Annotated in this window: 10 protein-coding genes and 3 pseudogenes; 2 read left to right on the top strand and 11 right to left on the bottom strand. The window is 34.8% G+C overall.

Features of this window, described 5'->3' with window-relative positions; genetic code table 11:
- Positions 1-286 precede the first annotated feature (286 nt).
- Together JFT89_RS20625 and JFT89_RS20620 are read right to left on the bottom strand one after the other, a co-directional pair.
- A pseudogene (locus JFT89_RS20625) lies at positions 287-394 on the bottom strand (GNAT family N-acetyltransferase); the annotation flags it as partial.
- A 153-nt stretch (positions 395-547) separates the two neighbouring features.
- Positions 548-1420, bottom strand: a complete 873-nt coding sequence (locus JFT89_RS20620) for an ankyrin repeat domain-containing protein (protein WP_201040540.1) — start codon at positions 1418-1420, stop codon at positions 548-550.
- Positions 1421-1774: 354 nt separating this feature from the next.
- On the opposite strand from JFT89_RS20620, the pseudogene JFT89_RS20615 reads away from it, so the two are divergent.
- A pseudogene (locus JFT89_RS20615) lies at positions 1775-2968 on the top strand (IS3 family transposase).
- 60 nt (positions 2969-3028) lie between these two features.
- Here the strand turns inward: JFT89_RS20615 and JFT89_RS20610 are convergent.
- Positions 3029-3532 carry a nitrous oxide reductase accessory protein NosL gene (locus JFT89_RS20610; RefSeq protein ID WP_201040539.1) on the bottom strand — a complete coding sequence of 168 codons (504 nt, stop codon included), beginning with the start codon at positions 3530-3532 and terminating at the stop codon, positions 3029-3031.
- Between the two features lie 136 nt (positions 3533-3668).
- The gene (locus tag JFT89_RS20605; protein ID WP_002063713.1) at positions 3669-3923 is read right to left on the bottom strand and encodes a hypothetical protein; all 255 of its coding nucleotides are present in this window, start codon (positions 3921-3923) and stop codon (positions 3669-3671) included.
- Positions 3924-4179: 256 nt separating this feature from the next.
- On the opposite strand from JFT89_RS20605, the gene JFT89_RS20600 reads away from it, so the two are divergent.
- Entirely contained in the window at positions 4180-5484 is a 1305-nt protein-coding gene (locus tag JFT89_RS20600; protein WP_002063712.1) for a CitMHS family transporter, read from the top strand.
- Positions 5485-5553: 69 nt separating this feature from the next.
- On the opposite strand, the gene JFT89_RS20595 is transcribed toward JFT89_RS20600, so the two are convergent.
- From JFT89_RS20595 to colA, 7 genes and pseudogenes are all read right to left on the bottom strand, one after another.
- Positions 5554-6246 (bottom strand): response regulator, encoded by a 693-nt coding sequence (locus JFT89_RS20595; protein ID WP_002029668.1) that lies wholly within the window; start codon positions 6244-6246, stop codon positions 5554-5556.
- A complete protein-coding gene (locus JFT89_RS20590; protein ID WP_002063711.1) occupies positions 6246-7850 on the bottom strand; it encodes an ATP-binding protein in 1605 nt (534 codons plus the stop codon). Before JFT89_RS20590 ends, JFT89_RS20595 begins: the two co-directional genes overlap by 1 nt.
- A gap of 168 nt (positions 7851-8018) precedes the next feature.
- Positions 8019-8837, bottom strand: a complete 819-nt coding sequence (locus tag JFT89_RS30830) for a methyl-accepting chemotaxis protein (RefSeq protein WP_374191883.1) — start codon at positions 8835-8837, stop codon at positions 8019-8021.
- Positions 8838-8957: 120 nt separating this feature from the next.
- Positions 8958-9995 (bottom strand): annotated as a pseudogene (locus JFT89_RS30825) (HAMP domain-containing protein); the annotation flags it as partial.
- A gap of 254 nt (positions 9996-10249) precedes the next feature.
- A complete protein-coding gene (locus tag JFT89_RS20580; RefSeq protein ID WP_201040538.1) occupies positions 10250-11824 on the bottom strand; it encodes a flotillin lipid rafts scaffold protein FloT in 1575 nt (524 codons plus the stop codon).
- A 12-nt stretch (positions 11825-11836) separates the two neighbouring features.
- Positions 11837-12385 (bottom strand): NfeD family protein, encoded by a 549-nt coding sequence (locus JFT89_RS20575; RefSeq protein WP_002063708.1) that lies wholly within the window; start codon positions 12383-12385, stop codon positions 11837-11839.
- Positions 12386-12628: 243 nt separating this feature from the next.
- Entirely contained in the window at positions 12629-15526 is a 2898-nt protein-coding gene (colA, locus tag JFT89_RS20570; RefSeq protein WP_063218800.1) for a collagenase ColA, read from the bottom strand.
- Between the last annotated feature and the right edge of the window lie 189 nt (positions 15527-15715).

Here is a 15715-nt window from a genome sequence, read left to right as displayed (position 1 = left end):
TTTTTATCCAAACTAAAAACACCTACTTACATAGAACACCTTTCTCCTTATTTGAACTCTAGGGAATAGAGCACACCTAAGAAAGTGGCACGTTATATGTAAGCGGGTGTTCTCAAATGTTCTCTACCCTAATTATTTTGTTACCTTTACTATATTACGCATTTATTAAGTCAGTTTTGATAAATTGTTAATTAGGTGTTAATCGAATGTTAATATTCACCATATTAATTTTACAATAATCTAGATATACGAATAAACTCCAACAGAACACAACAATGTTTAAAATTCAATCAATATGTAAATTCATTCCATAGTTAATGAGTTTTAGTTTTCTCGCCACTGCTTGTGAAGCACAATTATCCCAAGAAGTACTATACAGTGGAATACGTTTTTCTTATTTATACTATCTATCCATTCATACTCTATTTTTCATGTTCAAAACAAAAATCCCATTTAAATACACATTACTGAATCCATCATACTAAATGACTTCTTCATTCTGCCTATCTAAATGGGATTATTTCGTACTTTTTATTTCTTCAGCTTGTTATTCCGCCAGTTGTGGTTGCGGCTGTACTACTTCATTCGCTCCTGCTATCCTCAACGTATTCGCAATATCTTTAAAACCTCTTTTTTCAGCATATTGCAGCGGCGTAATATTTTCCTTATTGGCCATATTTACATCTGCCCCGTGGTCAATAAGCATTTGAATTACTTTCTTATGACTTTCACTACCATTTCCTAATACAATTGCGTCTAATAAAGCTGTTCCACCACGTTCATTCTTATAATTCACATCAATATCTGTATGCTCTAATAATTCTTTAACAACCTCTACATGGCCACGCTCAGATGCAGAAATAAGTGCTGTTCCACCTGACTCAGTCGTTTCTTTCGTATTAACTCCTGCATTAATTAATACTTTTACAATATCCGTATATCCTTCTCTACTTGCATAAAGAAGTGGATTGCTTTGTTTCTCATCTTTAATTTCAATATTAGCACCTGCACCAATTAATGCTTTAACTGTCTCTACATGATTTTGATACGTCGCTGCAAGGACAGGCGTTTCTCCGTTGTCACCTTCTACATTGATATTCGCTCCATCTTGGATTAGCTTCATAGCTGTTTCTGTGTCTCCAAGCGTCGCAGAAAGTAGCAACTGTTTGTCCATTAAATTTATACTTTTTTCTTCTTTAGATTCTTCCTGTTCTTTATGCTTTTCTTTTTTCTTTTCATTTTTCACATGAACCGGTTTTGATTCTGGCTCTTCTTGCTTATCGCAAGCCACTACCGTCATTAAAAATCCTAATAACATACATAATAAAATTTTTTGTTTTCTCACAACTACAGCTCCTATGAAAGATAATGTTTTCTTAACCATTCCTCCATCACATACAATAACTCTTCTTGAGTACATTTATCCATAAGCCCTTTATATTCCTTCTTTAATCGGATTATCTTAAACTTATACTATGTTTCTCAACCTATTGGAATGATACGCCTGACGGCCTCATCATTAACATTATGAAGCAATTAGTTTAGCACGTTTTTACCGCATTTGTATACATTTCTAAAAAGTACATAAATGATTGCTTTAGGTTACTATATTCCATTGTAACCGTTCTTCTAAAATTTTTACACCTTTTCTATATTTGCACCTGAGTAATAATAGAAAAAGACAACTATATGATATTATCCCCTTAAGGTAGACAGTGTAAAAAGACCATGAACAAACATGGATGTTACACTTCTACTTGGAGGGGATTTTATTATGGCTAAAAAAGGGTCTACATTTCAAACTTATTCAAATGAATTAAAGATACAAGCTGTAGAAAGTTTTTTAAACGGTGAGGGTAGTCAATCAGCTATAGCGAAGAAATATGGACTTAAAAGTAGAACACAATTAATAGAGTGGGTTAGGAAATATCAAGAAACAGGCGGTATTTCAGACTCACGGGGAAAAAGTAGTGGTAATAAGGGCCTCAAAAATCCCTTGAAAGGTCGTCCTCGTACGAAATTCGATAGTATGGAAGAAGAGTTGGAATACTACAAGGCACAGGTGGCGTACTTAAAAAAGCAGTATCCAAATCTGTAGGAGGTGTCCTTGCTCAAACGACGAAGTACGAGATTATTGAAGAACTACGTTCTCGATACAAAGTAATCTGGCTTGTCGTCATTGCTCAGTTAAATCGTTCTAGCTACTATAAATGGCGTTCAACACGTACGCAAAGAAAATTACGTTTTTCAAAGGATGATACACTGCGTGAACAAATTCAAGCGATTCACATAAAACACAAGGAATATGGCTATCCTCGTATGACAATTGCCTTACAAGAAGAGGGCTTTTTAGTGAATCACAAAAAAGTATGTAGACTTATGCAAGAGCTTCAAATTCAATCGATCATCCGTAAAAAGCGTCGCTTTTTTAAAGGGAAATCCTCAAAGATTTTCCCAAATGTAGTAGAACGCCAATTCCAAAATCGCAAACAAAATGAGGTATTTGTTACAGACATCACTTACTTGCCATTCAAAGATAATTTTCTCTATTTATCGGTCGTCCAAGACATTTACAATAATGAAATTGTTGCCTGGAAACTCTCACATCGCAATGATCTACAACTTGTTCTCGATACACTTGATTTAGCAACAAAAAAGAGATGTGTATGGAACCATCATCCACTCGGATCAAGGATTCCAATACACATCTCATGCTTATCATCGTACGCTTCAACAGCTAGGTGCCATCGGCAGCCACTCTCGCAAAGGAAACTGCCATGACAATGCTTGTATTGAATCATTCTTTTCTCATTTTAAATCTGAAATGTTTTATCTCAATTATTATCAAACAAAAGAAGAATTGATTCAAGCAATTGAAACATACATCTATCATTATAACTACAAACGATTCCAAAAACGACTCAATCATCGAGCTCCGATTGAATATCGAATCTCAATGGCTGCTTAGTCTTTTTTTAAAGCTGTCTACTTGACGGGGATAAGACCATATAGTTGTCTTTTTCTATTATTAATGATGCCCACCGTGATTCCCTGTTTTCGGTTTCCCCATCATCTCTTTATTCATTTCCCATTTATGCTCTGATAGCTCTTTATACGAAAGAACTTTCCCCTTATAGTTAGATACAAAACTCACTGCATCTTTTTTATTTTTAAATGAAATGACATTATAAGCCATCGGTGTCGTTATTGTTTTATCATATACGTAAGTGGCATCTTCTAACGAAACCCAATCTTTCGAATCATAATCTCGAACAAATTTTACTTTCGTCTTTTCACCTGAATTAATCTCCATCCATTTATACATACAACCAATATCATCAAACTTTAACGCTTTTCCGTTTTCTAAAATGATTTCTGTTGCAAATTGATTATCCATTACCCCAATTTGGCAAATATCACACTTATCATGTTTCTCATCAATCGCAACAGCTTTTAGTTCCTTTTTCCCACATCCTACTATCATAAATATGAAACATAAACATATAACAAGTATGAAATATTTTATTTTCATCAATATTCCTCCCTAGAAACCGTATACTCCACGAAAAGAATACCAAAAGGTTGTGTGAGATTTGTGAAAAAACAATGTTCTTTTTGTAATATATGGGACAAAAAGGAGATGTGCAGTTACTTCTACACATCTCTCATCATTCACAACCAGTAATTAATAAATCATCTTCTAACTTAACTAATAATGTGTCCGTATCAATGTTTTGTCCAACTTCTACATTTACTAACCTTATATTCCCACTGATCCCTACTGCGATTTCTTCAATCTCACCGTCATTTTTTCGGATCATCATTAACTTTTCCCATTCATATACGTAAGAGGATTCATTAATAAAAATCTCCTCTACTTTTCCTTTACACGAACTATAAATTTCTTCTATTCTTGTTTGCATTCAAAATCTACTCCCTACTTCACGCTTCGCTATTTCCATCTTATTCTATCATTCTTGTACGAAGGCATTTATCTTTTTAAAAATTCAAAATTACCCTGTGAACAAAATGATCAAAATAAAGATTATGCTTCTAATGATGTTATTTTTCAAATTATTTACCATTCCAATTGAACCTTTTATTATAAACAAAAAACCTTTTATCTGAATTTTTATTTTATTTTGAAAGCGTAATCATTTTTTTGGAGGGGGAGATTACATGTTAGCATTACTCGGATTTACAATGGTATTTGTCTTTATGTTTTTGATTATGACGAAACGTATGTCTGCACTAGTAGCATTAATATTAGTTCCAATTATTTTCGCATTAATTGGTGGCTTTTATGCCAATATGGGCCCGATGATGTTAGAAGGAATTCAAAAGCTAGCACCTACTGGTATTATGCTTATGTTCGCCATTTTATATTTCGGAATTATGATTGATAGCGGTTTATTCGATCCTGTTATTAGTAAAATTTTAAAATTTGTAAAAGGTGATCCTTTAAAAATTGTTGTTGGTACAGCTATTCTTACTATTATCGTTTCATTAGATGGTGACGGAACAACAACATATATGATTACAGTTTCCGCAATGTATCCACTATATAAACGTCTTGGGATGAATCCACTTATATTAGCTGGGGTTGTTATGTTAGGGGCAGGTGTTACAAATCTTACACCTTGGGGTGGACCAACTGCTCGGGTTATGAGTGCTCTTGGACTTGATGCATCAGAGCTCTTCACACCACTTATACCAGGAATGATTGCTGGTGCAATTTGGGTAGTTTTCGTTGCCTACTATCTTGGAAAAAAAGAAAGAAAACGTTTAGGAATTATGGATGTCCAATATTTAAAACACATGCAAACAATGGATGAGCAAGCTGCGACAGTCGAAGCTGCCGTGCATAAACGCCCGAAACTGCTATGGATTAACTTTTTATTAACTGTTGCCCTACTCGTCTGTCTCATACTAGAAATTATGCCGTTACCTGTGTTATTTACAGTCGCTTTTGCTATTGCGGTGATGATTAATTATCCAAGCTTGGAACAACAAAAAGAACGTATTGCTTCTCACGCTGGAAACGTATTAGCGGTTGTTTCTCTCGTATTTGCCGCTGGAATTTTCACTGGTATTCTATCAGGGACAAAAATGGTAGATGCAATGGCTCAAAGTGTAGTGACTCTTATACCAGATGCTCTTGGACCACAACTACCAATTATTACAGCTCTTCTTAGTATGCCGTTCACATTTTTCATGTCCAATGATGCTTTTTACTTCGGTGTACTACCCATTTTAACAAAAGCTGCCGCTGCTTACGGAATTAGTGCAGCAGAAATGGGACGTGCTTCGTTACTCGGTCAACCTGTTCACTTACTGAGTCCCCTCGTTGCTTCCACTTATTTATTAGTCGGAATGGCCAAGGTTGATTTTGGTGAACACCAACGATTCACTTTACTTTGGGCTGTTGGAACGACAATGGTTATGTTGATTACTGGAATTGTAATTGGAATTATTCCAATATAAGATGAAACTAGAAAAAACAGTAGAGGAAATGTAATAATCCTCTACTGTTTTTATTGTTGTAAAAATCCCCTATGAAGAAACGCGGAAATACCTTCTTTCTGGCCTTCCCACACTTCCATATATAAGCTCCGCATGCACTTTCTTTCCAGAGATCAAATACTCTAAATAGCGCCTCGCAGTTGATCGGCTTACACCTACCATTGAACTTAGTATCTCTGCAGTAATTCCCTCTTCATTAATAGTTAGCATATGCTTTTTTATTTTTGCTAACGTTAAAGGGTCGATTCCCTTTGGCGCATATTCTATTTGATTTGCCTGCACCCCTCTTTGGGACCATAGATGTTCAATCTGTTCTGAAGATAATTGAGTATTTTTCTTTAACTTCGTAATCTTCTTTTGATAACTTTCTAAACTTGTTTTAAACCGATCAAATGTAAGTGGCTTTACAATATAATCTGTTACTCCGCCTCTTAAAGCATGTCGCACTACATCCGTCTCTGATGCGGCTGTAATCATAATAATATCTGTATCATGCAAATTATGCCTAATATATGTGACGAGTTCAGTCCCTTGCATATCAGGTAAATATACATCTAATAAAACGAGTTGTGGCTTTACAAATTCTAACCATTCCTTCGCCTGTTCTCCAGTCGTTGCTGTTCCAATTACTTTAAAACCCTCAATTTTTTCAGTAAAACGACGATGAATTTCCGCAATCCGAATATCATCTTCTACAATTAATACTTCAATCCCCTCATTCATTACAATTCGCCTCTCTCTTTCGGTAATGCAATGATAAATAAAGCACCACCTAAATCCCCTTTTTCAATCGCAATACTCCCGTTTAAATCTTCTACTAACTCTTTCACTTTTGCTAATCCATATCCACGTTTTTCGCCCACTTTCGTCGAAAAACCTTTATAGAATATACTTGTAATTATTTCATCATGAACACCTTGTCCTGAATCTTCTACTTCAATTAATATTTCTTCCCCAATGTCTGTTACAAACATTCTTACTTTCTTATCATGATCTTGATTTCTTTCAATTGCTTCAAATGCATTCGTGATCAAATTCCCTAAAATAGAAACAACGTAATTACTCTCAATATGCGGACTTAACTCTTCTAAACTACTTTCCCGATCTAACATAAAATCAATCTTCAACTCTCGCGCCCTATTATAAAATCCAATTAAAATCCCACCTAACCATGGATTTTGAATTCGTTTCATAATAAATTGAACGAACTCTTGATATACTGCCGTTTCCTTATGAATAAGCTCTAAAGCATCTTCATAAGACTCTAATTGAATAAGACCTGAGAGCGTATACAATAAGTTGTTATACTCGTGCGTTTGCGCCCGCAATGCCTCTGTATACTGCCGTGTTTGAGATAATTCCGCTGTTAATTGATCCATTTCAGATTTCAAGCGCAAGCTGGATACTACACCAGTTACTTTATTATTAACTTTAATAGGTAGGCGATTGGCAATAACATCCTGCCCCTTTATATTTAATTGGCGATCAAATTGTTCTTCTCCGGTTTGAAGCACATCCAGTATCGATGAATTAGGAATAACATCTAAAATAAATTCTCCCATTATATTTTGTTGTTTATCTAAAGAAAGGATATCGTATGCCGCTTGATTTACTAAACTAACCATTCCATTTTTATCGATTACTACAATCCCTTCACGTACAGATTGAATAACTGTACTATGCTCCTCGTATAAAGATGAAATTTCTTCTGGCTCCATTCCAAACATCATCCGCTTAATACTTTTTGCTAAATATACAGAGCCCATTATCCCAATTAACAGACCTGTTATTGTAATCCAAAACACACGCTTTCCATACACTTCTATCGCTCCATGAATATCATCCATTGAAAAACCAACAGATACTACGCCAATAATTTCATTATCCTGATTACGAATCGGTACTTTGCCGCGTAATGAAGGCCCTAATGATCCCGTTGCTTTCGAAACATAAGACTCCCCTTCTAATAGAACCCCTTCATTATCCCCGCCAACCATTCTCTCTCCTATTTTATCTCGCTTAGGATGCGCATAACGAATACCATCTTTATTTCCAACTACAATAAAATCAGCATCTGTTTCGATTCGAATTTTTTCTGCAATTGGCTGAATAATAGAAGCTGGATTTTCTTTTTGAAAAGCTTCCCCGATTTCCGGTATAGCAGCAACTGTTTTCGCAACATGCAGCGCTCTTTTTCCGATTTGGTCTTCTACTGTTTCAGATAATATGTAGTAAAATAAATAACTCGTTAACAGCAGTACAACAAGAATAAGTGTACTAATAGTTAATGTAATTCTCGGTTGCAGTTTCAATTTCTTCAATTTCAAAATTATTCCCCTAACATCAATGAAAATAGAATTTAAAGAAAATACAGTCTTTTGTTTTCGTATTTAATCATAACACGATTACTATATATTTCTTCACTTTATCTCATTACCGTTTCCATAAAAAAGAAACGAAGTAAAATGATTACCTCGTTTCTTAACACTTGCCTCTTATACTTTAAACTTGCCAATCATCCCTTGTAATTCTTCCGCCATTTGCGATAGATGAACTGCTGCTGAATTTATTTCTTCTACTGAAGCTACTTGTTCTTCAGAGGAGCCCGCAATATTTTGAACACTTGCTGCATTTTCTTCAATCGTTGCTGCAATTTCATTAATAGATGCACTTACTTGTTTTGCATCTATCGTCATTCGTTTCGCTACTTCTACCATACTATCAATTTGTACAACTGTATCATTTGTAGATTTCAATATTTCTACAAAGCTTTGCTTCGTTTCATTTGCAACTACAAGTCCTGATTGTACCTCTGTCCCAACTTGATTCATAGAGCTTACAGTTTCTTTTATATCAAATTGTATCTCTTTCACTAGCTTACCAATTTCCGTAGAAGACTGTCCCGATTGTTCTGCTAATTTCCGTACTTCATCTGCTACAATTGCAAAACCTCTTCCTTGCTCTCCAGCTCTTGCAGCCTCAATTGCAGCATTTAATGCTAATAAGTTTGTCTGCTCTGCAATATGTTGAATCACTTCTAGGATGGCTCCAATTTGTTTCGACTTATCATCTAATAAAGAAATGACTTTGTCTGACTGTGAAACAGACTCATGAATTAATTGCATTTGATTCACAGTTTGTTCAACTAACTTTCCACCATCTGCAGCTTTTTGCTTCGTATACATAGAGGCTGTGGATACTAATGAAGAGCTATCCGCAACACGCTGAATTCCTTCTGTAACTTCTTCTAACAGAGTCGCTCCTTCTTCAACTTCCCGCGTTTGTATTTCTGCCCCACTTGATACTTGTTCCATCGCTTGTGTAATTTGTTCTGTTGCTTCACTTGCTTGCTTCATGCTAGCTGTTAATTCTTCTGAAGAAGCCGCTACATGACCAGCTGAAGTATTAATATTTGAAATTACATCATGTAATGATGCCGCCATCTCATTAAAACTTTCTCCTAACTGTCCAATTTCATCCCGCGAATGAACAGCAATTGATTCCGTTAGGTCACCTTCGCTAATTTTCCTTGCTGATATAACAAGTTGTTTTAACGGTTTAATAATAGAAGCGAGTATGAAGTAAATTACAATTCCACCAATTATTAATGAGATACCAATAACAGTTATTGTTTTATAGAAAATAGGTTCAGCCGCTTGAATAATTTCTTTTGAAGGCATAATCCCTGCTATTTTCCATCCGGTTTGCTTATTTGTTTTAAAAGTGATATTGCGATCCTCGCCATCTAATGAAAATTGAAAATCACCTGTTTCTTGTTTATACAGTTCCTTTTCAAGTTTCTCTTCTACCTTTTCCCCTGGCTTCAGCGCTGGATGTGCTACCACATTTTTATCCTGATCAAAAATTGCAACATACCCTTCTTTACCGATATTAACCATTTTCGAAGTATTTACAATATCATTTATAATTAAATCAATACCGAGAACGCCACTTTTATCCTCATTTTGTTTTGCTATTGTAACAACAATATTTCCTGTCGTTTTTGATTTATATGGAGCCGTAATAATTACTTCTCCACTTTTTTTCACTGCCTCTTTATACCAATCTCTTTCTGCCGGATTATACCCTTCTGGCATTTGAATTGCCGGTGATTGAATAAATTGCCCATTACTAGATCCAGTATATATTGCTTCCATTTCTGGATGTAATTTATTATATTCTTCTAATTTATTTTGCACGTTTTGAAGCTGATCTGCTTGATAACTTGCTCCAGTGAATAATTTTGTAAAATATGCTGCATCTACTTTCTTACTATCTAATTCTTTATTAATTACATTATTTAAAATCTTCACGTTATCTTTTGCTGATTGCAAAATTGTTTCATTAAAATTTGCCTTCGCCTGCTGATAAGACGTCCAGCCAATTATAATACTTGGTACAATTAAAATAATAATAAATGACACAAGTAACTTTGTTTTTAAACTACTACTCCTTAATTTTCCTTGAAACATATTTCTGTCCCTCCATACCGTTTTACATGCAATAAATTATAATTAATCTATTTATAAAAATTATAAGATATAAATAAGTTGATGAGACTCTCTATTTCTCTTTACTCATCTTTCTAGATTTAAAAGATTATTGCATACATAATTCATTCTATAAAAATTAAATAATTAAAACAATGTATAAAAATGTATATTTTTCGAAATATTATGATTCACAGAAGAACCTCTAGCACATGCTAGAGGTTCTTCCCACCTTACTATTCTTTATTTTTTTCTACTTCTTTTTTCTTATCTTCTACTACAGATACGACAGGTTTATCATTCGATAACTGCTGTACTGCACCTTTTCCAGCAAATCCTTCTAGTAATTCTTTTAAATCAATACCAGAAGAAGCTTTTAGCGTCTCTTGCATCGTTGCCATTAAATCAGTCGCATAACCTGCAACTTTTCCGGCGCCGCTATTCTTTCCACCGCCGCCTGTATCGACAACTGTAATTTTATCAATATTGCTAAGTGGACTTGCAATTTCTTTCGCATAACTCGGAAGCATTTTTAGAACCATATCCATAATTGCCGCTTGCCCATATAATTCAAATGCTTCTGCAATTTTTTGTTTCGCTTCCGCTTCTGCTAAACCTTTTAGCCTAATAACATCTGCTTCCGCTGTACCTTGTGCCTTTTGTACTTCTGCCTTTGCCTGACCTTGTGCTTTTTCAATTTCTGCTTTTGCTAAACCTTCTACACGAACTTCTTCTGCACGTGCTCTTGCTTCTGCTTCAATTTTATATTGATCCGCATCTGCTTTTTTCATTTGTTTTACTTTTTCCGCTTCGGCTGATTGTTCAACAGCATAGCGATCTGCATCTGCCTTTTTCTTTACTTCTGCATCGTATTGCTTTTCACGACGCGCAATCTCTTTTTCTTCTAACTCAATTTGCTTTTCACGCTCAATGATTTTAACTCGCATTTGCTCTTCTGTAACACCTTGTTGTGCTTTCGCTTGTTGTAATTCATAAGAAAGATCTGCATCTGCGCGAGCTTGTTCTTGGTCTCTCTTATAAGATTGTACTTTTAATTCCTTATGTTTTTCAGCTTCAGCGATTTGTGCATCACGTTGATATTCCGCTTCTTTTGCTTCTTTCTCAGCACGAGCTTTTTCAATTCGTGCCTCTTTTTCACGCTCTGCATTTGCAACTGTTGCATCACGCTTAACCATTGCAATTTGCGGCTGACCAAGTGCATCTAAGTAACCGTTTTTATCCATTATTTCTTTAATTGTAAAGGAAACGATGCGAAGTCCCATCTTCTTCAAATCAGTAGAAGCCACTTCATGCACCTTTTGTGCGAATTGCTCTCTATTACTATAAGCATCTTCTACTGTCATAGAAGATAAAATAGCACGTAGATGCCCTTCTAAAACTTCTTTTGCTTCTACTTTTAACTCTTCCGTTTCTTTTCCTAAATATTGTTCAGCTGCTGTAGAAACTTCTTCAATTGTCGATCCTACTTTAATAATAGAAACACCGTTTACTGTAATCGGTACACCTTGTTTCGTATACGTATCACGTGTTCCAACTTCTAATTTGTAGTTTAATAAGCTAAGAAGTTCTGCCCGTTGCATAATTGGAACAACGAAAGTACCACCACCGCGGATAATCTTAATCTTCTTTCCATCATCAGTGGTAACGACATTCTTTCCACCACCAAGCCAGTTCCCTGTTACAATTAATGCTTCGTCCGGGCCAACTGTACGATACTTCGTAATAAATACTAAAATGAGTAGAAGTAAAATTGCGAGTAAAACTCCACCGATAATTAATGGAATCGTCATGTAAATTCCCCCTTATAATTTTGGTTTTTTTAAAGAATAAGCGATGTTCTGTACAAGTAAAACACCATCTTGAACTCCCTCAATAATGACCTCGGTTCCTTGTGAAATATCTTTTTTCCCAATTGTTTTCGCTGGTATTGCATTACTTCCAAATTGGGATGAAATTAATACTTCTCCAAATCCTTCTTTCGGAATCGATATAATTACTTCTCCTTTTCGGCCAATAAATTCATCCATACGGTGCATTGTATTTTGCTCTGCCTCTGCAATTGGTTTTAAAATTAGTATTTTCATTATGAAAACACCGATAAAAGATATAGCAAATGAACCAGCAAAAATAATAGTACTATTAAAGGAAAATAAATATTCTCCTATATAACTAAGTCCACATAACATGGCGAAAAAACTAAGTAGCAACGTTACAACGGATACAGATCCGCCTCCAAAACTAAATATTGATTCAAAAATATCTCCAAAAAAGATATAAATAACAGTAAGTATAGTTGCAATTATAAATCCGTATAAATAAATTGTTTCAAGTGGATAACCAAACAAGACCATTTCTTATCCCCCTTTCTTAAACAACCCTCTTTTTATTTGTATGAATCACCTCTTTCAAAGATTATTGTTCTTAATTTTCAGTTATTTACCTTTTAAAGAAAAACCTGTAAGGCAGGCCCCTAAAAAAGAACAGGAGAAACCTATTGTGACAGGCTCCTCCTAGTAAATAACCGATATATTGTATATCTATATAATATACTATTTTCCACAAAAAGTAAAGTTAAACATACATTGGAAGAGTACTTATTTTACTGATAATGCGTATGTTCCATCGCCATTATCATATTTATATACATACAAGTAATACTTACCTGGTTTTGCATTAAATTTTGCTTCTATACGATTTCCATTAGCTTGACCGTAAGCTACGTAATTTTGCATATCTGATTCATGGTGAAGTACCCATGTCATCCCGATTCCATGCTCATTTAAAACAGAAATATCGATATCTTTCGCTGATGCTACATTAAATGTATAAACATCGGTGTGATCCCCGCCGATAAGGCTACCTTTTATAGTAGTGTTCAGCCCGATACGATTTGCTTCCTCTGGACGATTATTTGGTTCAGATTCTGTTAAACTTCCATCTTTAATCGTAACAGTTGTCTCGCTTCTACTCTCTTTTCCTTTATCATCTTTTACTCTTAACGCTACTTTATAAGTTCCTTCTCTTTCATATGCATGTACTGGATTAACTTCTGTACTTGTTCTTCCGTCTCCAAACTCCCATGAATAAGAAACGATTTTTCCATCTTCGTCGTTTGAGCCATCACTTTTGAATTGAATTCCTTCTTTTACAAGCCCATTATAAGGACCGTTTATATTAACTGTCGGAGCTTTATTTTCTCCGTCATCTTTTGCGATACCATGAAAGACTACATCATATTCAAATTGATTGGAACTATTCACACGGTAATTGACGAAATATGCTGTAACCGTTTTGTAGCCGCTCCATTCTTTTTGCGCCAATTGTTCTAAAGCTTCATTTACTCTTTTACTCATTGCGTTCCAGTCTTCTGATTCACCTTTTGTTACACTACCTGTAAACGTACCTTCTAATGTAAATGTATTAAAGAATTGAGACTCATGTTTTGTCATTTTTGTATCTTTCATAGACAACGTCTCACTAATTTCTTTCTTCACTTCTGTTAACGATTTTGGTGCATGTTCAGTTAAATAATCATCTGCTACTTCCGGCACATTATACTTATCTTGATTATCAATTAACTGCTGCATATAAGCTTGGTACTCTTTATTTAACTTCGGATCTTTACTTAAAGTTTCACGATATGTATCGTAATTTTTCACGTCATTCGCACGAATTAAATCTTGAATTTTATCAAATGTTTCAAATTGATGTGTATACAAGTAAGACTGCAACGCAAACGAGTAGTTATAGAAATCCCAAGAACCATATTTAGCAAATAGTGTACGCTCTGCTGTATAACGGCTTGCAGGATCAGATGATAATCCACTAATGATGCTCTTTCTCGGTACTACATTATTTGTACGAGTAGATCCTGCGAAAAATTCTGCATTCCCTTCTTGGAACCAAGTTAATCTTTCATTTTGATACATATCTCCTCTTCCAAATAAACCGGGAACTTCATATCTCCCTTGAAGATAATGAGTAAACTCATGACGGAATAACTCTTCTAAACTATAAATACTTTGCTCTGGCGTACGCTCATATGTAAAGAATGTACCTGTCTCTTCAATATAAATTCCACCGTTGTTTGTTTCATATCCATACAATTGTCTATTTAACTGATATTCATCCGGAGTATTATAAATTACTATCGTTAATACGTCGTCTGCATTACCTTGTTCTAAAGCTTTATCATTACCGATTACACGGTGATATTGAGCCTTTACTTCCTTCGCAGCCCAATATAATCTCTTAATTTTTTCTTCTGACACTTTATCCCCAGTTTTAAATACAATAGATCCATCGTCGAATGTATACGTTTTTGGTAAGTATTGCTCCTTGCCTTCTTTACGTATCTTCTCTAAATCTACCGTATTCCCGCTATAATCTTTCCCATTATAGTTTGTTGTAATTTGTTCTACCGCAACAAAATAAGGTTCGCTTAAACGTGGATACATATGCATTGCTTGTGTAACAACCTCTAATCCTTTATTTGGATTGCTATGAAACTTCCCTAAACGGCTAGCAAAATAAATTCCATTATTAACGAGCCATTTATTTTCTGGCGTTACTTCATTTAGAAGAGCAATACGATTTATTTCATTAATAAACCCATCTACTTTTCCATACCACATCGTTTCATTCGCTTCTTTACGAGCCTCATTTAAATAAGACTGTATATCATAATCAATGCCTTGCATCATATCGTACACAGCTTGTCCTTTCATACGATCGTCTACATATGCATTAAAATTATCATTATATTGTTTTAAAATATTCGATGCGTATTGCACCGTTTCAACATCACTTGATGCATTACTAATTAATTTACCGTATGCAGATACGACTGTATCTTGTTCAACTGTACCAAGCTTAAAGTTTGGATTTTTTGCGATTGCTTTTAAAGCAGGTAAACATTTATCCTGGAAGCTTCTCTCATTTAAATCGCTTAATTCGTTATTATAAAATGCAAGATAAAAAGCTGAACGTAACACTTCAGTAAACGTTTGAATTCCTTTTGAATCATCTTTCGTAAATGAATTCCCTCTATGAGCTAATTCATCTATAATGACTTGCATTTTTCCTTTATCTTTATAAAAAGCCTTTGCATCTTCATTAAACTGGAATAAGTCTGTAATTTGGTGCCACTTAATACTGCCTAACGTTTCAACTAATTCTTGATCATTCATTTTGTTTAAATCAGCCATTGAATAGCTTTCTTTAATTTGCTTTACTTCTGAACTTTTCATAATAGATGCTGGTCGCTGTGAAAAATCTCCTACTTTTAAACGTTCTTGAAATGATAATGTTTCCTCGGCTTTAGAAGCGTGTCCGATCTCATCTACTGGTTTTTCAATTCCAACTGGTTTCGAATGCAATACATTATACGGTACCTTTTCTTCTGCTGATACATTCGTTTGAATTGCTCCGAGCGATAGCGCCATTGTACTAATACTAAGCAACACTTTATTGATCTTTGATTTCTTGTTCATATTATTGCCCCCCTATTTATATATTCCATTCAAGAAATTAACATATTATCTGGATGAAATGATATAAAATGCAATATTTCATATTATTTCTTCATACATTTTGAACATATAGTGAACGAAAGGGACTTACAGTTTCCGCTACAGTTGCTCCATTATTTAAGCGATCGAAACATCCTCGTATCAATATCC

It is taken from the genome of Bacillus sp. TH25, from assembly GCF_016650935.1.
GTDB lineage: Bacteria > Bacillota > Bacilli > Bacillales > Bacillaceae_G > Bacillus_A > Bacillus_A mycoides.
Note: the sequence above shows the minus strand (reverse complement) of the source record. Positions and strands in the feature narration are given on the sequence as shown.

Coding starts and splice junctions, on each gene's coding strand:
- JFT89_RS20620 (WP_201040540.1), bottom strand. CDS start 1,420: ATGTACTCAAGAAGAGTTATTGTATGTGATGGAGGAATGGTTAAGAAA.
- JFT89_RS20610 (WP_201040539.1), bottom strand. CDS start 3,532: ATGAAAATAAAATATTTCATACTTGTTATATGTTTATGTTTCATATTT.
- JFT89_RS20605 (WP_002063713.1), bottom strand. CDS start 3,923: ATGCAAACAAGAATAGAAGAAATTTATAGTTCGTGTAAAGGAAAAGTA.
- JFT89_RS20600 (WP_002063712.1), top strand. CDS start 4,180: ATGTTAGCATTACTCGGATTTACAATGGTATTTGTCTTTATGTTTTTG.
- JFT89_RS20595 (WP_002029668.1), bottom strand. CDS start 6,246: ATGAATGAGGGGATTGAAGTATTAATTGTAGAAGATGATATTCGGATT.
- JFT89_RS30830 (WP_374191883.1), bottom strand. CDS start 8,837: ATGGAACAAGTATCAAGTGGGGCAGAAATACAAACGCGGGAAGTTGAA.
- JFT89_RS20580 (WP_201040538.1), bottom strand. CDS start 11,824: ATGACGATTCCATTAATTATCGGTGGAGTTTTACTCGCAATTTTACTT.
- JFT89_RS20575 (WP_002063708.1), bottom strand. CDS start 12,385: ATGGTCTTGTTTGGTTATCCACTTGAAACAATTTATTTATACGGATTT.
- colA (WP_063218800.1), bottom strand. CDS start 15,526: ATGAACAAGAAATCAAAGATCAATAAAGTGTTGCTTAGTATTAGTACA.